The sequence below is a fragment of the Corynebacterium singulare genome (genome assembly GCF_000833575.1).
Classification (GTDB): Bacteria; Actinomycetota; Actinomycetes; order Mycobacteriales; family Mycobacteriaceae; genus Corynebacterium; species Corynebacterium singulare.
On sequence record NZ_CP010827.1, the window covers coordinates 1,468,474 to 1,487,142 of the forward strand.

General features: G+C 59.0%; 17 protein-coding genes. 7 read left to right on the top strand and 10 right to left on the bottom strand.

The window, feature by feature from the left end:
- Positions 1-40 precede the first annotated feature (40 nt).
- Complete coding sequence (locus tag CSING_RS06835; RefSeq protein ID WP_042530873.1) at positions 41-424, bottom strand: RNA polymerase-binding protein RbpA; 384 nt, start codon at positions 422-424, stop codon at positions 41-43.
- Between the two features lie 130 nt (positions 425-554).
- Between CSING_RS06835 and CSING_RS06840 the strand changes: the two genes are divergently transcribed.
- From CSING_RS06840 to CSING_RS13830, 3 genes are read left to right on the top strand one after another with little or no spacing between them, the layout of a single operon-like run.
- Positions 555-914 carry a hypothetical protein gene (locus CSING_RS06840; protein ID WP_042530875.1) on the top strand — a complete coding sequence of 120 codons (360 nt, stop codon included), beginning with the start codon at positions 555-557 and terminating at the stop codon, positions 912-914.
- A gap of 3 nt (positions 915-917) precedes the next feature.
- Positions 918-1,616: a YceI family protein gene (locus CSING_RS06845; protein ID WP_042530877.1), complete on the top strand. Its 699-nt coding sequence runs from the start codon at positions 918-920 to the stop codon at positions 1,614-1,616.
- Between the two features lie 5 nt (positions 1,617-1,621).
- A complete protein-coding gene (locus CSING_RS13830) occupies positions 1,622-1,786 on the top strand; it encodes a hypothetical protein (RefSeq protein WP_042530879.1) in 165 nt (54 codons plus the stop codon).
- Between the two features lie 52 nt (positions 1,787-1,838).
- Here the strand turns inward: CSING_RS13830 and CSING_RS06855 are convergent, their stop codons facing one another.
- Complete coding sequence (locus CSING_RS06855; protein WP_042530881.1) at positions 1,839-2,744, bottom strand: Dyp-type peroxidase; 906 nt, start codon at positions 2,742-2,744, stop codon at positions 1,839-1,841.
- A gap of 506 nt (positions 2,745-3,250) precedes the next feature.
- Here CSING_RS06855 and CSING_RS06860 point away from each other — a divergent pair.
- Positions 3,251-4,621: an MFS transporter gene (locus tag CSING_RS06860; protein ID WP_042530883.1), complete on the top strand. Its 1,371-nt coding sequence runs from the start codon at positions 3,251-3,253 to the stop codon at positions 4,619-4,621.
- Here CSING_RS06860 and CSING_RS06865 read toward each other — a convergent pair.
- Positions 4,618-5,577, bottom strand: a complete 960-nt coding sequence (locus CSING_RS06865) for a bile acid:sodium symporter family protein (protein WP_042530885.1) — start codon at positions 5,575-5,577, stop codon at positions 4,618-4,620. The two genes, CSING_RS06860 and CSING_RS06865, sit on opposite strands and share 4 nt — an antisense overlap.
- A 109-nt stretch (positions 5,578-5,686) precedes the next feature.
- Between CSING_RS06865 and CSING_RS06870 the strand changes: the two genes are divergently transcribed.
- Positions 5,687-8,608: an FAD-binding and (Fe-S)-binding domain-containing protein gene (locus CSING_RS06870; RefSeq protein WP_042530886.1), complete on the top strand. Its 2,922-nt coding sequence runs from the start codon at positions 5,687-5,689 to the stop codon at positions 8,606-8,608.
- A gap of 70 nt (positions 8,609-8,678) precedes the next feature.
- Here the strand turns inward: CSING_RS06870 and CSING_RS06875 are convergent, their stop codons facing one another.
- The 6 genes from CSING_RS06875 to CSING_RS06900 all read right to left on the bottom strand — a co-directional run bounded on the left by CSING_RS06875 (position 8,679) and on the right by CSING_RS06900 (position 15,479).
- Positions 8,679-9,809: an ABC transporter ATP-binding protein gene (locus tag CSING_RS06875; protein ID WP_042530888.1), complete on the bottom strand. Its 1,131-nt coding sequence runs from the start codon at positions 9,807-9,809 to the stop codon at positions 8,679-8,681.
- Positions 9,810-9,835: 26 nt separating this feature from the next.
- Positions 9,836-11,146: an ABC transporter substrate-binding protein gene (locus tag CSING_RS06880; protein ID WP_042530890.1), complete on the bottom strand. Its 1,311-nt coding sequence runs from the start codon at positions 11,144-11,146 to the stop codon at positions 9,836-9,838.
- A 77-nt stretch (positions 11,147-11,223) separates the two neighbouring features.
- Positions 11,224-12,195: a carbohydrate ABC transporter permease gene (locus CSING_RS06885; RefSeq protein ID WP_042530892.1), complete on the bottom strand. Its 972-nt coding sequence runs from the start codon at positions 12,193-12,195 to the stop codon at positions 11,224-11,226.
- Positions 12,196-13,170 carry a carbohydrate ABC transporter permease gene (locus CSING_RS06890; protein ID WP_236683939.1) on the bottom strand — a complete coding sequence of 325 codons (975 nt, stop codon included), beginning with the start codon at positions 13,168-13,170 and terminating at the stop codon, positions 12,196-12,198.
- A gap of 239 nt (positions 13,171-13,409) precedes the next feature.
- Entirely contained in the window at positions 13,410-14,129 is a 720-nt protein-coding gene (locus CSING_RS06895; protein ID WP_042530896.1) for a glycerophosphodiester phosphodiesterase, read from the bottom strand.
- A gap of 57 nt (positions 14,130-14,186) precedes the next feature.
- Positions 14,187-15,479, bottom strand: coding sequence for a class I SAM-dependent methyltransferase (locus CSING_RS06900; protein ID WP_042533249.1), 1,293 nt, complete (start codon positions 15,477-15,479; stop codon positions 14,187-14,189).
- A 183-nt stretch (positions 15,480-15,662) separates the two neighbouring features.
- On the opposite strand from CSING_RS06900, the gene CSING_RS06905 reads away from it, so the two are divergent.
- Together CSING_RS06905 and thiD are read left to right on the top strand one after the other, a co-directional pair.
- On the top strand, positions 15,663-17,006 hold the full coding sequence (locus CSING_RS06905) for an NAD(P)/FAD-dependent oxidoreductase (protein WP_042530898.1): 1,344 nt from the start codon (positions 15,663-15,665) through the stop codon (positions 17,004-17,006).
- A 138-nt stretch (positions 17,007-17,144) separates the two neighbouring features.
- Positions 17,145-17,966 carry a bifunctional hydroxymethylpyrimidine kinase/phosphomethylpyrimidine kinase gene (gene thiD, locus CSING_RS06910; protein WP_042530900.1) on the top strand — a complete coding sequence of 274 codons (822 nt, stop codon included), beginning with the start codon at positions 17,145-17,147 and terminating at the stop codon, positions 17,964-17,966.
- 9 nt (positions 17,967-17,975) lie between these two features.
- On the opposite strand, the gene CSING_RS06915 is transcribed toward thiD, so the two are convergent.
- Positions 17,976-18,578, bottom strand: coding sequence for a class I SAM-dependent methyltransferase (locus CSING_RS06915; protein WP_042530903.1), 603 nt, complete (start codon positions 18,576-18,578; stop codon positions 17,976-17,978).
- Positions 18,579-18,669 lie beyond the last annotated feature (91 nt).

Genomic DNA, 18,669 nt, shown 5'->3' on the forward strand with positions numbered 1-18,669 from the left:
TGGGGCCTCTACCCTTTAACTTTGCCAAAGCGCAGTCCAGCTAGGACTCGCTTTCTTCCTGTTCCTTTTGCTCCTTGAGCAGGCGGGCAGCAGCGCGGCGGCGGGAGCGAAGGTTATCAATGCGCTCCGTCAGCAACTCATCCAGTTCCTCGATGGAGCGGCGCTCACGCAGCATGTCCCAGTGGGTACGCGGCGGCTTGGTGGGCTTGGATTCCACGCCTTCGCCTTCGACAAGGGTGCCGAGCTTACCGTTCTTGCACATCCACTCCTCAGGGATTTCCGCATCATCAGCGAACGGCACCTCGTAAATATCGCCGTCCTCAGTGCGGTACTTCACCATCTGGCGCGGTGCCAAGTCGTGGTCACGGTCGGTTTCGTAGCTCACAGCGCCCATACGGCTGCCACGAAGCACGCGATCTGCCATGCAACATCATCCTTTTCAAGTAGTGAGGGAGGGATCAGGATCGACCTTTATCACTTAAAGTTCCTCCAGTATAACGAACAGGCTTTAGCCTTTGTTCCCACCCTCAGCTTTATGGGCTAAGGTGTGTGGAGTGATTGGTACACAGGATCGGCAGCCGGGGTCGCCGCGTCGCAACAACGCCGCAACCTGCCAATGGTGCGGCAAGGAGATTGCGCAAGGCGGCCGAGGACGCCCACGCAAGTTCTGCTCGGCCTCCTGCAAGCAGCGTGCATATGAACAGCGTCAGAATGTTGCCGGAACCACGATTCCTGCCGATGCCGTCATCCTAACCCCGGACAAAGCCGACCAGCTCCGGGATGGACTCTTTGAACTGCGGTGCTGTGCGGAGGATGTGGCTACGGCGGCGTCGGAAAGCGCCAGCGCCGAAGAGATGAAGGAATTGTGTACCGAACTGGTGACGTTGGCTCGCAATCTGGAGGAATTGAGATAGAACATGAAATCGCTGTTAGGTAACCGCAAACTAGTCATCACTGTCTTCGTGATCCTGATCCTAGCTTCGACAGCACTGGCCCTTGGTCCGATGGTGTTTTCACTGGTCATGGGACGTGGCGTGAAGACAGAACCGATTAACCTGGATCGAGTCAAGGCCGCAACTACCGAGCTCGATGGGCAGTGGAACGTTGTGAAAGGCTCTCCCTATAACTTTACGTCGGCCGGCTTTACCATCGATGAAATCCTGCCGGCTGATAAACGCACAACCTCCGGTTCCACCAAGGACGTTACTGGTCAAGCCGTTATTTCGGACTCTACGGTCGAGGAAGCAACGATAACTGTCGACATGACCACGCTGACCACGGATAAGAAGGTGCGCGACCAGAACATGAAGACCAAGCTCTTTGAGGTGTCGAAGTTCCCTGAGTCCACCTTCACTCTGACTGAGTCGGCCGACCTCTCTGCCGTGCCTGACGACGCCTCACCCGTCACCATCCCGCTCACCGGTGACCTCACCATCCACGGTCAAACTAAGAACGTGACCACCGATTTCCAGGTCGTTCGCGACGGCGACAGCATCATCCTCGGCGGTGACATCCCGATCAATCGTTTGGACTTTGGCGTGGAGACCCCGGAAATGATTGCTGCCAAGATTTCCGAGGTTGGCGAAGTCAACGTCCGCGTGACCCTTCAGAAATAGCGATCATGAAATCGCAACACCTCATTACCGTCTTGTGGGTGCGCCTAGCCGTACTCGTTGGATTCGGCATATTCATCTGGTTCACGGGAACGAAGCTGATGGTGGCGTTCTCCGCGCTGCTCGTAGCTTTGACCGCCGTCCAACTCGTCATGGCGTACCGACAGCGCTGAAATACGGGTTTTCTCGCACACTTCCACATACACCCATTAACGTCACTTGACGTTAATGGGGAAGTTCATCGAAGCTCTCCATGAGGTCTGCGCTAGGGACGAAGAAATTCGTTCCGGTAAGCGCAGTGGAGAAGTCCAGGATGCGGTCGTAGTTGCCGGCAGGTTCGCCGATAAACATCTGACGCAGACGCTTATTGATGTTTTCCGGGTCCTTCGCATAGCCGATGAAGTAGGTTCCCGTCTCACCAGAAGCGAATGAGCCAAAGACCATGTTTTCACGGTAGATATCTTCATCGAGATCATTGAGCGCAACATGAGAATTGGAGGGCATATCCGCCTCGCTGAGCTCGATATCATCTGCCTTGGTGCGGCCGATAACGCGTTCCTGCTCCTCGGTGCTCAGCTCGTGCCACTTGTCCATATCGTGGATGTATTTTTGTACCGTGACGTAAGAGCCGCGCGGGTAATCAGCATCGTCACCGAGTAGCACAGCGTCTAAAGCTTCCTGTGCCAGCGGGTTTGCCGTACCATCGACGAAGCCTAGTAGGTCACGCTGGTCGAGATACTTGAAGCCTTGCGTCTCATCGATCACGGTGGCAGCCGAACCTAGCTGCGCGAGCACCTGACGGGCAAGCTCATAACAGAGGTCGTAGCTATTGGCGCGGAAGTGCAACAGGATATCGCCAGGAGTTGCCGGTGCCGCGTGGGCGGCGTCAATCGCCTCAAACTCACGAAGATGCTCAGGGGCGGGCGCGGTGGTCAGGCGCGGCCACATGGAAGCGCCGATACCAACCACGGTAAACAAGTCCGCCTCGTTGTAACGAAAATTAACGGACTTGTACAGGCCACTGAATCCGGTAAGCAGATCCCGAACCGCATCTTCGCCGCCGGGGTTGATCCCGAGGACAAGAAACAGAGCAGCGCGGGACGGCTTATCTACGATGTGCTGGATAGTCATATATCTCAGTGTAGCCACGCCGCATGGCGATAACTTAGGAATGCTAGAGCCTTGCAGATGCTCACACCTCTGGCCAGCACGTTAACGTTATTGTCCGATAATGTACATTATGTCAGATAATGCGGCGACCTCAGTTCCCCGCCACTACGCCAACCGCGCACATCGCGCTACCTCCCTCGCGCTACCTGGCACCCATTTCCCCAGACCTCAAACCCCAGACATGCAGGTCACTCTTCGCCTGCGCTTTCCGGCACCTTCCCGCCGACCAGCATGTCTGGGGGGCCAGGTCTGGGGGTTTACATAAGGCTGCCCCGAGCTACACGGCACCTTGCGGGCTATCAACAACACTGCAAGCGCTTCATCGCAAGGCTAACCGCTTCATCACATAGCGCCTCAGGCCCTCCGCCGGAAAATATTTCACCCCATGAGACTTGTGTTCCAGACTGTGAGACTTTATGATTTCTAATAACCAATCATCCTATTGAAATTCCAAGGAGGACGCCCCAATGACTGCAATAGACAGCGCACGACCTGCGCAAGCAAGCAGCCCGGCTGAGCTCACCTCACGAGACCGTGTACGCATCGCCGTAGCTTCAACCATCGGCACCACAATTGAGTTCTATGACTTCTATATTTATGCCACCGCAGCTGTAGCCGTCTTTCCTTTCCTCTTCTTCCCCAAGACCGAGGATCCGACGGTTGCCTTGCTGCAATCCTTCGCCACCTTCGGCCTAGCGTTTATTGCCCGCCCCGTGGGCTCAGTCCTCTTTGGACACTTCGGCGACCGCATCGGCCGCAAAGCCACCCTAGTGGGTGCCCTGCTGACCATGGGAATCGCGACCTTTATCATCGGTCTGCTGCCCACGTACCAGACGGCAGGCATTATTGCCCCGGCGCTGCTTGCCCTCATGCGCTTCTGCCAGGGGCTGGGCCTGGGCGGCGAATGGTCCGGTGCTGCGCTGCTGGCCTCCGAGACTGCTAAGGACGGAAAACGTGCATTTGCCGCGATGTGGCCTCAGTTCGGAGCTCCGGTTGTCTTTCTGTTGGCCAATGGCTTCTTCCTGACCCTGGTTGCAACGTTGGACTACAACCGTGGTGATACCACGGGCGCGTTCATGGAATGGGGCTGGCGCCTGCCTTTCTTGGCCTCGGCGGTCATGGTCCTTATTGGCCTGTACGTGCGGTTGCGCTTGGAGGAAACCCCGGTCTTCCAGAAGGCCGTGGACCAAGGCAAGAAGGCTAAAACTCCTATGGTCGAAGCCTTCAAGACCTCGTGGAAGCCAATGATCATCGGCACCTTCGTCATGGTCTCCTGCTACACCCAGTTCTACCTGGTAACCACGTGGATTTTGTCCTACGGTATTGGTGATAAGGAACTGGGCCTCGGCTTGGGCATTCCCTATTTGGAGTTCCTGGAGATTCAGCTCATTTCCATCTTCATGTTCATTGTCGGCATCCCGATTTCCTCCATGCTGTCCGATAAGTACGGCCGCAAGCCGGTCCTCGTGGCAACCTCCATCGTGATGATTGCCTTCGGCTTCAGCTTCCCGTACTTCCTGGGCCTTGAGGTTGCTGACCGCAACTCGGTGCTGGGCTTCCTGCTCATCGGCATGTTCGCCATGGGACTCATCTTCGGCCCCATGTCCGCTGTTCTTCCAGAGCTCTTCCCCACCAATGTCCGCTACACGGGTTCGGGAATCGCCTACAACGTCTCTTCCATCCTGGGAGCAGCAGTTGCGCCGTTTATCGCCACGTGGCTGGTCCGTGAGTTCAACGTGAACTATGTGGGTTACTACCTCATCATTGTCTGCTTCATCTCCCTCATCGCTATCTTGGCCATGAAGGAGCTGAAGGATCAGGATCTCAGCGAGGTCTAGGGTTGAGCAAGCTCGTCGTCGAGGGGCTTGCGTCGAACAATAGCCGCGAAAATGGCCCCCGTGACATTTGCCCACACGGCAGCAACCACGCCAGGCAAGGCCGCCTCTGGGCTAAAGAACTGCAGCGCCAGCGCAGAGGCCAGGCCGGAGTTCTGGGTGGCCACCTCAATGGCCGTGGTGCGGGCAGCGGACTCGCGTTCACGGGCTAGCTTGGCCAAGTAGTAGCCGAAGAGGAAGCCAATGACGTTCTGAATGGCCACGCCGACAAACACAATGAGCCCGACGGTCACCAGCTTGTCTTGCGACTTCGAGACCACGGCCATGACCACGGCGCCGATACCTCCAATGGCCACCCACGGCAGTACGGGAAGGATCTTGTCCACGACCGTGCTCGCGATGACCCGCAGTAGCAGGCCGAGTCCCACGGGGATCAGAACGGTCTGCACTAGTGACCACATCATGCCGGCGCCGTCGACATCCGCCGTCTCACCGGCCAACCACAGCATGAGCAGCGGAGTCATGATGGGTGATACCAGCGTGGACACCGACGTCATTGCGACGGATAATGCAACGTCTCCTTTCGCCAGATAGGCCATGACGTTGGAGGCCGTGCCGCCGGGGACGGAGCCGAGGAGGATGAGGCCGACAGTGGCGGCGTCGGAAAGCCCCAGTATTTTCGCCACCAGCAGGGCGCTCGTCGGCATAATGGCAAATTGGCAGAGAACCCCGAGGAAAATGGGCAGCGGGCGTTTCGCCACTAGAGCCAAGTCCGGAAAGGTGAGCGTGAGACCCATGGAGAACATGATCACCATGAGCAACTGCTTGGTGTACTGCCCCACCGGCTCGAAAGTACTCGGGGACATAAAGGCCACGGCGGCGCAGGCAACAATAACGAGGGGGAAGGCATAGACGGCGAGTTTCTCGCCAGCCTCCCCCTCCGTGCGCGGGCTGTTCATAACGTGTCCTTTCCTTATCACATCTCATTGAGTGAACTAAGTATCCCACATCACAGTCGAGGTGTACCCCATTTAGTCCCTATTTACTGTCAAGCGATAGATTAGAGATATGTCAAAGCTCTTCAGCCCCGATACCTCTCGCCTTACCCGCCCAGAAGGAACCACCAGCCAGGCCGACGCCGTCTCCGCCCGCTACCGCCACGGCTCCCCCGCCGAGCTCGTCGCGGACATGGAAGCCATCGTTGGGGCAGATAACGTCCACGGGCGCCTCACCGACCTCGTTCGTTTCTCTTCCGACGCCGGCCCCTACCGCTCCATCCCCAACATCGTGGTCTCCCCGCGCAATGCCGCTGACCTCTCCGCACTCATGGCGTACTGCGAGGCCAACGACCGCCACATGACCTTCCGTGCCGCCGGTACTTCCCTCAACGGCCAGGCCATGAGCGATGACATCCTCGTCGACGTCAAAACGCACTTCTCCGGCATGGAGGTGCGCGATGGCGGTACCAAGCTCTGGTCACGCCCGGGTGTGATCCTCGGTGATGCCCAAGCTGTGCTCTCCCGCCACGGCTTCATGCTGGGCCCCGATCCGGGGTCGACCTCGGTCTGCACCATCGGAGGCGTTCTCGCGGACAACTCTGGTGGTATGCGCTGCTCGCTCGAGCGCGATAGCTATCACTGCGTTGAGGACCTCACCTTCGTCCTGCCCTCCGGCACCATCGTGGACACGGCTCGCGGCGATGAGGTCTTCCGCGCCCAAGAGCCGAAGCTCCACGCTGATCTGTTGGCTTTCCGGGACAAGTTACGCGCCAACACTACAATGGTGGAGTTCCTGCGCACGAAGTTCTCCATCCGCAACACCAACGGATTGCGCATCGACGCGTTCTTGGATGAGGACGAGCCGGTGCACATTCTCAAGCGCCTGCTCGTGGGCTCCGAGGGCATTTTTGGTGCCATCACCGAGTCCGTCATCCGCACAGTGAAGTTGCCGCGCGTGAAGGCCACGACGTGGGTCGAGCTGCCGAACTTGCGCGATGCCGCCAACTTTGTCCACCCCATCATGGAGACCGGTGCGGAAGCTTGCGAGCTCCTTGTTGCTCCTGTGATGCGCCGCTCCGCCGAGCACTACGCCCACGCACCGCAGTCCTGGCGCACCCTCGACGATGACGCGGCGGCCCTTCTCGTGGAGGTCGGCGGCAGCGATGAAGAGGAACTCAACCAGGCTATGGAGCGTCTTCGCGCCGTGCTTGCCGACGCCCCACTGCTGAGCCCCCTCGAATTCCTCACCACCCCAGAGGGGATGCGTGGAGCCTGGGAGCTGCGCAATGGCCTCTATGGTCTGCTCGGCGCTGACCGTCCCAATGGGACGGCTTACATCACCGAAGACGTCTGCTTCCCACCGTCCCAGGTGGGCGAAGCTGCAGCAGATCTTATGGATCTGCAGGCCAAGTACGGGTATCCCGAGTCTGTTATGGGCCACGCCGCCTTTGGCAACCTCCACTTCTTCTTCACCCCGCGCTTTGACCGCGAAGAAGAACGCGAGTCTTATGCTAACTTCCTCGATGACCTCGCTGAACTGGTCATCGACAAGTACCAGGGATCAATGAAGGCCGAGCACGGCACCGGCGTGAACATGGCTCCCTACCTAGAGCACGAATGGGGTACGGAGGCTTTTGAGCTTTTCTGGGAAGTCAAGAACATGATCGACCCCAAGGGCATCCTCGCTCCCAATGTGAAGCTCACCCGGGATGAAACCATTCACTTGCGCAATTTCAAGTCCTTCCCCAAGGTCGAAGACGAGATTAACCCGTGTGTGGAGTGCGGATTCTGCGAGCCGGTGTGTCCCTCGCGGCATGCCACGGTGACCCCGCGCCAGCGTATTGTGCTGCGCCGCGAGATGGCGCGCCAGGAAGAGGGCTCTGAAGTCCTCGCCCAGCTACAGCAGGAGTATCAGTATGACGCGGTGGACATGTGCGCGGCCGACGGCACGTGTTCAATCCCCTGCCCCATCAGCATCGATACTGGTGCAGTGATGAAGCAGCTGCGCACCAAGCAGGCGACGCCCGCCCGCGAGAAGGTGGCGCTGACCACGGCCCAGCGTTGGGATGTGGTGGAAAAACTAGCGCGCGCCGGTGTTATTTCCGCCAACAGGGTGCCACACAAGCCGCTAGAGCTGGGTGCGAACATGGCCCGCAACGTCGTGGCGCCCGACCTGCTGCCGACTGTTCCCGGCCCGCTGCCGAAGGGCGCATCACGCCTGCCACAGACCCCGCGCGCGGGTGCCCAGGCGCTCTACTTCCCTGCCTGCATCAACCGCATTTTCGGCCGCCCGGCTGGTTCGGCCCAGGATTCAGTGGACCTGCCCCGCGCCGTCGTGGAACTCGGGCGCCGTGCGGGCCAGCCGGTGTGGATCCCGGAGGATGTCGCCGGTGATTGCTGCGGCACGCCGTGGTCCTCCAAGGGCTACAAAGAAGGTTTCGAATACCAAGCACAGAAGATCGTTCGCGACCTGTGGCACTGGTCTGAGCATGGCCGCCTGCCCATCGTGGTCGATGCTGCCAGCTGTACCCACGGTCTGCTGGATTCGGTTCCGGACGCACTGTCTGCGGCCGACCAAGAACTCTGGAAGGACCTGCGCATCCTTGATCTCGTGGAGTGGCTACGAGATGAGATTGCACCGCACCTACCGATTGTCAAAAACATGGGATCCATTGCCGTTCACCCCACGTGCTCGACGGATCACATGGGCATCAGCCAAGACCTTGTCGACTTGGCCAACCTCTGCGGTGACGCCAAAGTACCCGAAGGTGCGATGTGCTGCGGCTCCGCTGGTGACCGCGTCATGCTCCACCCGGAGCTCGTCGAGTCCGCTACTCGCGAGGAACGCGCCTCGCTCGACGCTGAGCACTTCGAAGCGTACGTCTCCGATAACCGCACCTGCGAGATGGGGCTCGAGATGATCGCGGGCAAGACCTATGATTCTATTGCTGTGCTTCTCGAACGCGCGTCTCGCCCGGTCGTGACCCCATAGCAACGCGCCGGTGGCGGTTCCCTGCGCGGGAAGCCCTACCACCGGCGCGTCGGATGTGGTGAAACCAGTTTTAGAGGTAGTCGTAGTTGATTTCGGTATCTGGGGCGAAGAACACGCAACCGCCTTTCATCGGGCGCAAGTAGATCGTGTCGCCCTGGTGCACGTCAATGCCGCGCGGTACCTTCACCGTGATCCGGTCACCACGGACCGCGATGACGTCGTCAGCCGACTCCTCGCGGCTGCCGTAGACGTACAGTTCGGAGCCTAGGTGCTCGACAATATCGACCCGGACCGGGAGACCATACTGCTCACCGGGCTGGTTCACGCCGACGATTTCCCAGTTCTCTGGGCGCACGCCGACGATAACGCGATCCGAATTCACCTTCGCCGCCTGCTCCTGTGGCATGTAGTAGTCCAGAGCATGGTCCTTGCCGCCAACGACACGCCCGTCAACGAACGGGACGTTCTCGATGAGGGTCATAGCCGGCGAACCGATGAACGTCGCCACGAAGGAGTTGCCGGGGTTCTCATACAGCGTGTTCGGCGCATCAACCTGCTGGATGATGCCCTGTTTGAGAACGCACACGCGATCTCCCATGGTCATCGCCTCAGTCTGGTCATGGGTAACGTAGACCGTTGTGGTGTTGAGCTCGCGCTGCAGCTGCAGGATTTGCGCACGCGTGGAGACACGCAGCTTTGCATCCAGGTTAGACAGCGGCTCATCCATAAGGAAGACCTTGGGCTGGCGCACGATAGCGCGCCCCATGGCCACACGCTGGCGCTGGCCACCCGACATCGCGGACGGCTTGCGGTCGATAAGGTCTTCCAGCTCGAGCATCTTTGCGGCAAAGTTCACGCGCTCTTCGATGGTTGCCTTATCCACCTTGGCGTTTTGCAATGCAAACGCCATGTTCTGGCGCGCTGTCATATTGGGATACAGCGCATAGGACTGGAACACCATGGCTACATCGCGGTCCCGCGAACGGGTCTCAGTCACGTCAGCCCCATCGATGAAAATCTGCCCTTCGTCGATTGGCTCAAGGCCAGCGAGCATGCGCAATGTCGTCGACTTACCGCAGCCCGACGGTCCGACGAGTACCAAGAATTCGCCATCCTTGATATCGAGGTTAATGCGGCTGACCGCCGGAGGCTTCTTCGGATCGTAAATCCTGGAAGCTTGGCGGAATTCAACAGTAGCCATGATGTCCTTTCAAACGATGCGAAGAGTTACTTCAGCTTCGGGGTGATGTCACGGTCGATAACGCTCTGAGTCTCCTTCTGCAGGTCACCGAATGCGGACTCCACGTCCTCATTGCCCACAGTGATGCGGTCAAGAACGCCACCAATACGCTGTCCACCGCCTGGCACGAAGACGCGTGCGTAATCCTGCGGCTTAGTGTTCTCGTTGAGCTGCTCGATTGCGGTCTGAGCGTTCGGGTTCTCCTCCAAGAACTTCTTCTCTTCCGGATCATCCAGGGCGTCCTTGCGCACCGGCATGTAACCCGTCTTCTGGGAGAACTTGATGGTGTTCTCGGTGTTCGTCAGGAAGTCAATGAACTTGACCGCATTAGCCTTGCGCTCGTCGGAAATGCCAGCCGGGACGGCAAGACCAGCACCACCGGTGGCTGCCGAGGGGCCCGGGCCCGGCAGGTAGGTGGTAATGAACGGGATCGTCGCCGTCTCCTTCAGACCACCCAGGGAACCGGTGGACTCCAGAAGACCGGAGGCCTTTCCGGAGCCGAATGCGACGGTCGGGTCGGTAGAGATTTCGATGTGACCGGCCTTGACCTGGTCCTGCAGGAACTTACCGGCCTCGATGGACTCCTTGGAGGTAAAGTTCGGTTCCCACTCATCAGAGTAAGAACCACCGAAGGCCCAAATCATGCCCTGGAAGTACCAGTCGAGGTAGTTGGAGCCATCCGGTACGGTGACGGCAGGCTTGTCGAGCTTGTCCTTGATCTTGGTTGCCCACTCGTCGAACTCTTCCCAGTCCTTCGGACCACGGTCGGTGGGAAGACCAGCTGCCTTGAGGTCATCAGTATTCCAGTACATCAGGTTCGTGGAGCGGGAGTACGGAACGCCGTAGTGCTTGTCCTTGTACTTGTAGTCCTCACGCAGGGTGTCCACGTAGCTCTCAGAGTCAATATCGTTCATCTCCCACAGCTCATCGAGCGGCGTGGTGGCCTCATTCAGCGCGAAATTGAACCAGGTGACGTCAGACGCAACGAGGACGTCAGGCAGGTCGCCACCTGCGAGGGCAGCGTTGAAGCGCTGTGCAACTTCCTCATAGTTGGAACCGGCGGTGACCAGTTCAACCTTCAGATCGGGGTTTTCTTTCTCGAACTCATCGATGAGCTCCTGCTCCAAGTCGCGGGAGGAACCCGGGTGGTTGGACCAGAAGGTGATGGTGTTGGCGTCGCCGCCGTCCTTGGAACCGCTTCCTGCGGTGGTCGAGCCACCAGCACAGGCGGTCAGGGACACAGTGGTCAGGAGTGCTGCACAAACGGCAACGATGCGGGTAGAAGTCTTACGAGACATGGTGGAGGTTCTCCTAGAAAAGTGAAAAGTAGAGGGGGACTTGATTGAGTTGGGCGTTGGGATGACAGGCCGGCGGACTAACCCTTGACTGCGCCCGCAGTCAGGCCCTTAATCATCGGCTTCTGGAGTATCAGGAAGATAATGATCATGGGCAGGGTTGTCAGCACCGTGCCAGCCATCACCGGCGCCCAGTTGGTGACGCCTTCCGCGTCCTGCAAATGGGTCAGGCCCACCGGCAGCGTGGCTGCAGCCGGTGTATCCGTAATCAGGAAGGGCCACAGGTATTGGTTCCATTCATTGACCACGGTGATGAGGACAAACGCGGATAGCGTTGGCCACGACATCGGCAGGACCACACGGAACAAGGTGGTGAAGAATCCCGCTCCGTCCATGCGAGCGGCCTCGAGAATCTCCGGGGGCAATGACTGGAAGTGATTGCGCATGAGGAAGGCACCAAACGCCACGCCCGCCAGTGGGATGATGACGCCGGCGTAGGTGTCTCTCCAACCCCATGACGCAACCAGCGAGTAGTTCGAAATAATGGTGATCTGGTTGGGCACCATCAGCGAGGCAATGATGAGCAGGAACAGCAGATTTCGACCTGGAAAGCGAATGAAGGCGAAAGCATAGGCAGTCAGAACGCCGAGGACCACTTCCACCACCGTCAGGACAAGCGTGATGATGACGGAGTTTTTCAGGTAGCTCGAAAAGCCAGAGGTCTGCCAGACGTAGGAGTAGTTTTCTGCCTTGAAAGGATTTGGCCAGAAGGAAATCGGATCTGAGTAGACGTCCTGGAAAGACTTAAAGCTGGTGATAAAGATGAAGTACAGCGGCACCAAAATCATCAGCACTGTAAGAACGAGGGCGATGTAGCCGACGACCTTCGTTGCTGGATGGCTGTGATCGATTGGCTCGCCTTTGCGTTTACGCTGGGCCTCGGTGATGACGGGCGCTGCGATGGACTGGGAACCGGGAACCGGCGGCAGCTCACCTTGAGCTTGTGGCAGGCCTACGCGTACGGACGCCGGAATTGCGCGATTGTCGGACATTTACTTATCCATCCTTTCCTGCAGCTTGATCTGCAGCACCGTAATGACTAGCACCACGAGGAACATGATGGTGGCCACGGCAGCGCCATAGCCGGCGCGATTGTTGATAAAGGTTTCCTGGTATACCTGGAAGACCATCGTGGAAGTTCCGTAGCCAAAGGGCCCGCCACCGGTCATCGCATTGATGATGTCGAAGACCTGGAAGGAATTGAGCAGCACAGTAATCAACAAGAAGAAGGTCGTGCCGCGAAGCTGCGGAAGGACCACGCGGAAGAAGTGCCGCGCGGCCGGGGTTCCGTCAATCTCCGAGGCCTCATCAAGATCACGGCGGCGGCCCTGCAAGGCTGCAAGATAGATGACGAAGACGTAGCCGACGTTCTTCCACACATACGTCACCGTGATCATAAACAGTGCCCAGTTCTGCTGCTGATAAAAGTTGGGCACCTCAACCCCAATAAGGCCCAAAAAATATTGGATGAGACCGTAGTTAGGATCGAAGACAAACTGGAACGCCACGCCAATGGCCGCGCCAGCGATAACGTAAGGTGCAAAGACCATCGAACGCACTGCCGCGCGACCAAACAGTTTCTGATCCAGCAGTAATGCCAGCGCTAGTCCAAGCACCATCGAGCCGGCCACTGCGAAGAAGGTGAACACGACAGTGTTGAACACCACGCGTCCGGTATCCGGCGCTTGGAACCAGTCGATGTAGTTCTGCAGGCCGACGAAGGTCATCGCCGGCGAAGAGATATTCCAGTTAAAGAAGGAGATTCGAATGTTATCGATGAGCGGCCGATAGGTGAAAAGAATGAGAAGGAGAAGGTTCGGTCCAATGAGCAATGCCGCGAGGCCGATCTGTCTCCAGTCGAGCTTCTGCTTGCGTGGGTGACGCGCGTACTCCTCGGAGACGACCGGCTTCTCGGTGACTGCAGGGATTGCAGTCATTTGCCCGTGTGCCGGGTTGGATACTGCCATGGAGAGAAAGCTAGACCAAGGCGGTAAACAAAAAGTTGACTGAAAGTTTTGCTAAGAAAAACTGCGGGCGAATTTCAAGGGGCTGACCCACGAAATCTCAGTATAAAAGTGGTTTCAGTCACATGCACAGCCGTGAAATGGGTCGAGTCACGCGCTACTCAAGAAGGAACTCCACTGCTTTTATGGCTAGACCTTTACAGCTCAAGCGCGCAGTCTATGCAGGCATAGCTTGGTGCTGGTTAGCTGTGTGAAAGCACCTCGAGCGCCAGCTCAGGCAAGTCTGTTGCCATGAGCTCTACTCCGTTATCGCGGCACCACGCCATGTCCTTGGGCAAGTTCACCGTCCACACGTATAACGGGCTTTCACCGCCGCCAAAGAAATCAGCTTCACTCCGTGCCTGGCGAATGGAAGGCCCGAAACCTGTCGCGCCCTCACGCGACGCCGGACGTACGTCCTCCGGTTCTAGGAGCAAAAAGGATTGCAGGGACGGCAGCAGATTTCGGAACCGGGCAATTGCCTCAGGGTCAAAGGAAATCAGGCTAATCCGTGGATCGGCATCGAGCTGCCGGTTGTGCATAACCTCCGCCACCGATTCCTCCAGCCCCGCACCGAACGGGGACGGGTGTTTAGTCTCAATGAGTAGCTGCTTGCCGGGATAGGACTCGACGAGGTCAAGCAGTTCGTCGAGAAGCATGATGCGTTGCGGATCCTCAGCGGTGCCGACATTAAGTGCGCGCAGCTCCTTGAGAGTCATATCACCTACTGCACCGCTGCCGTCAGATGTCCTGTCCACCGTCAGGTCGTGGATGACCACGACCTCCCCGTCCTTGGTCAGGTTGACGTCACACTCCACACCAGCGACATCGAGCTTGAGGGCTTCTTCGAAGGAGCGGCGGGTATTTTCCGGGTACCAGCCGTTATAACCTCGGTGTGCGATAATTCCTGTGCGGTCTGACATGCTTTTCCTCCAGGCTGCGAGGTGGGTTGTGATGGTGGCGCCGCCCAGTGTAGACCGCTAACGGCGCCCTTCGCGGTGGCGGTGGGTCGCCACAACATGGACCGCGTCCAACATACCTAGGGTGAGCAAAGCCTCACGCAGGGCAAACTGAAAGGTCCACAGACGGCGGAAGACGTGGTCAAAGCCGGCGGCTGCTGCCTCCCGCAGGCGTCCGTCGAAGAAACTGCGCTGAAAGCGCACGGTCTCCAGATAGTGCGTACCCACGTGGGTTTGCGCCACAATGCGCAGGTTGGCGCGCTTATCAAAGAGCTGGTGGGTTTCCTCCAGCGTAGGATAGTCCAGCCCGGGCCAGATATAGCCACGCATAACCTGCACTGCGGAGCGTGCCGCCGGGGACATTTTTTCCGTGGCGAACAGCGACGCCAAGCCCACACGGCCGCCATGAACGAGGGAACGGTCCAACACCTGCACAAAGCGGCGACGCTCCTGTGGCGACAACGTCTCAAGCTTCTCCACGCTCACAATGGCGTCATAGCGACCGCGCCACTGCCGCGGATCCGGCAGCGGGGAGTTAATCGTCTGGACATGCACCGAATCGGCGGCTCCTTCAAGGAGCAGTTGTTCGTCGAAAAGCGCGCGCTGCTCTTCATCGCCGGTGAGCACGTCTACCGTGGCGCGCCGGACGACCGCCTGCACCGCCACTTGAAGGCCGGTGGCGGGATAAACCAGAAGGTGTGTGCCGGCGCCGGTATGGGTAGCGTCGAGAAGCCACTGCGCCGAACGACGCTGGGCATCACCCAAATCCTCGCGGTCCGTCGAGGTGGGCTCGCTCACTGACGTCACATCGACGAAGTGCTCTTTGGGCTCCTTGCGGCCCGCATGCGCGCTATAGCTGCGCACGGCCTCACGCACAGTGGTGGGCACGCCGCTGGCGAAAATTCCGCCGGAATGACTCAGCGCATCCCCCGCATACAGCTTCACCACATCTAGTGGAAGTTCCCCCGGAGTGGATTCCTCCACCGCAACGTCTTTTGCCTTCGGGCGGTAGCCTACGCCCAGCAAACGCAGAAGAACCTTGACCAATCGGTCTGAATCGGGGGTAGTCCACTCCCCTGCCATGTAGGACTCCGCAAGGCCAAGCCAACCGGAATCGGCGATGCGGGAGAAGAGGGCGTCGTGAAGCACAGCGATATCGGGGTCGCTGCCTTCTAATTCCACCCCCGCTTTGGCGCAGGCCTGCGCAAACTCCGACTCGGCGCGCCCCGCCGAGAACCGCAACAGGCGTGAGGACGGCACAGTCGCCACACCCGGCCAGGCCTCAGCATCAATCGAAGCCAAGTGGGAATACACGGTCAAGCCAGCCTCCTCATCGCACACACGTATCGTTAACAATAAAGCGCGGGGCACTGGGAGGGACGGAGGCGCGGCCCAAAAAGCCAGTTAATCCCCCAAAAAGTATGCATGTACCGCTAGAAAGGTTTAGACTAACTCGCGTAAAATTTTCTAGCTTTCTGAGGAAGGTAACCAATCGCTATGGCGCACACTCCCCACCGTCCAGCTAACGGCCGCCACCACGTCGTTGTTATCGGTGCAGGTTTCGGCGGCATCAATGCCGTTAAGAAGCTCAAGGACGCAGACGTTGAGATCACCCTCATCGACAAGAAGAACCACCACCTCTTCCAGCCGATGCTCTACCAGGTAGCCACCGGTGTTATCTCCGCGGGCGAGATCGCCCCGTCCACGCGCCAGATCCTGCGCAACCAGGACAATGCCCACTTCGTGAACGGCGAGGTCACTGATATCAGCATCAAGGACCAAACCGTTACCGCTGAGCTCGATGGGGCTACCCGCACCTACGAGTATGACTCCCTCGTCGTCGCTGCTGGTGCCGGCCAGTCCTACTTTGGTAACGACCACTTCGCCCAGTACGCACCGGGTATGAAGACCCTGGATGATGCCTTTGAGATCCGCTCCAGCATCATCTCCGCCTTCGAGAAGGCAGAGCTGGAAGAGGATCCGGCAAAGCGCGAGAAGCTGCTCACCTTTGTCATCGTTGGTGCTGGCCCGACCGGTGTGGAGCTCACCGGTCAGATCGCTGAACTTGCGCAGCGCACCTTCGCCGGCGAGTACTCGAACTTCGGATCCACGTCCGCCAAGATTTACCTCCTCGACGGCGCCCCGCAGGTGCTGCCGCCGTTCGGCAAGCGTCTCGGCCGCAAGGCTCAGCGCACCTTGGAGAAGCTCGGTGTCGATGTTCGCCTCAACGCCATGGTGACGGACGTAACTGCGGACGCTGTGACCTACAAGAACATGAAGAACGACGAAGAGGTCACCATCGAGGCTGCAACCAAGATTTGGTCCGCCGGTGTGGCCGCTTCCCCGCTGGGCAAGCTCATTGCTGACCAGGCTGGTGTGGAAGCCGACCGTGCAGGCCGCGTCGCCGTCAACGAGGACCTGACCGTCGGCGAGTACAAGAACGTCTACATCGTCGGTGACATGATTTCTCTCAACCGCCTTCCGGGCGTTGCCCAGGTGGCCATCCAGGGCGGTAACCACGTGGGCAAGCTCATCGAGGCCAAGATCGATGAGGAGTCCACCGCGAATGAGGCTGAGCCGTTTGACTACTTTGATAAGGGCTCCATGGCAGTTATCTCCCGCTTCAACGCCGTGGTCAAGCTGGGTAAGACGGAGTTCTCCGGCTTCCCGGCATGGCTGTCCTGGCTGGGCCTGCACATCGCCTACATCGTGGGCTTCCGCAGCCGCGTTCTGGTGGCCCTGCACTGGCTGCTCAATGCGGTCTCACGTGACCGCGGCAACCTGGAGATTACTCAGCAGCAGCGCGTGGCTCGCAACGTAATTGACCGCGACCTTCACTAAATAAGGCTCACGGCAGTGGGGAGAGGAGAAATCCTCTCCCCCTTTTTTCTGCCACAGCAACGCTTTCTCAGATACCGAGGCGCATTCCCAGATACGGTGGAGAAGAATCAGAGTTGCCAAGCCCCAAGGAGTTTCACCATGACATTGCCCCGAGTCCTGAGCATTGCCGGCACTGACCCCACCGGTGGCGCGGGCATCCATGCGGATCTCAAGTCTTTTGAGGCAGCCGGTGCCTATGGCATGGCGGTGGTCACGGCGCTCGTGGCCCAGAACACCCAGGGTGTTCGCAGCATTCATACTCCTCCGGTGAGCTTCCTGCAGGAGCAGTTGGACTCGGTGAAGGACGATGTGCTTATCGACGCCCTCAAGATCGGCATGCTCGGCTCTGTCCCCATCACCGAAACGGTGAGTCAGTTCGTTGCCTCGCTGCCGGAGGGTGTCCCTGTGGTCTGCGACCCGGTCATGGTGGCGTCCAGCGGAGATCGTCTCCTCGATGCGGACGCCGAGCGTGCAGTACAGGAGCTGGCACGCCGCTGCACCGTCGTCACGCCAAACCTCCCGGAGCTGGCGGTGCTGGCGGGAGTTGCAGAGCCCCTAACCTTGGATGAGGCGATCGCCGTGGCCACTGAGTGGGCTCGGGAGAACAACACGTGGGTCGTGGTCAAGGGAGGACACCTCAACGGCGAGCATGCTGATAACGCCACCGTGAGCCCGGAAGGCCAGGTTAAACGGGTTCCTTGCCCGCGGGTGGCGACAAAAAATACACACGGCACGGGCTGTTCCCTTTCCTCCGCGCTGGCGGCGCGCTTGGGTGCGGGCGATTCACTTGATGATGCCCTCACATGGGCCACTGCTTGGCTCCACGAAGCCATTACCCATGCCGACGAACTGCACGTGGGCAAGGGCCATGGCCCGATTGACCACGGCCACCGTATGCGCCGGCTTGCGGCGCAGGGTTAGCGCGCTTGTCTAGCCAAGCAGGTCCGCGCCGGGGCGGGCGAGGACGGCGACCATAAAGGTTGAGTTCTCCTTGAACACCTTCATGTCCCAGGATGAGAACGTAAAGTCCACGCGGTAGCCCACCTGCTGAGCGAGCTCGAGAAACTCGCCGAAGCCCCATCCACGGCCCTCACCAAAACCCACGACGAAACGCCCACCCGGACGCAGTGCCGTAAAAACATTGCGCAAGGCGGCCCCGCGGCCCTCGGTCGCAATGAAAGTCATAACGTTGCCAGCGGCCACAGCGATGTCGAAATTTCCCTCAGGGATCTCATCTTCCGATAAATCCCCGATGTGCCACTCGGCCTCCGGATAATCATGCTCTGCATGCTCGATGAGGATTGGATCGACGTCAACGCCAAGTACGATGTGGCCGCGCTTGGCCAACTCGCCGCCGAGACGCCCCGATCCACAGCCTGCGTCAAGGACACGGGAGGAGCGTTCACTCATGGCGTCGATAAGCCGGGCTTCGCCGTCGATGTCCTTGCCCTGGGCTCGAAGCGTCTTCCACTTCCGTGCAAAATTGTGGGAATGGGCCGGGTTAGCTGCGGTAACTTCTTTCCAGGTAGGCATAAAAGCGATTATATGCCCTCACACGGTGTAAGCTTTACCCGCTCACATAAAACCGCCGGGGAAGCACGCCTCCCGGGCCCAGAACACGCGA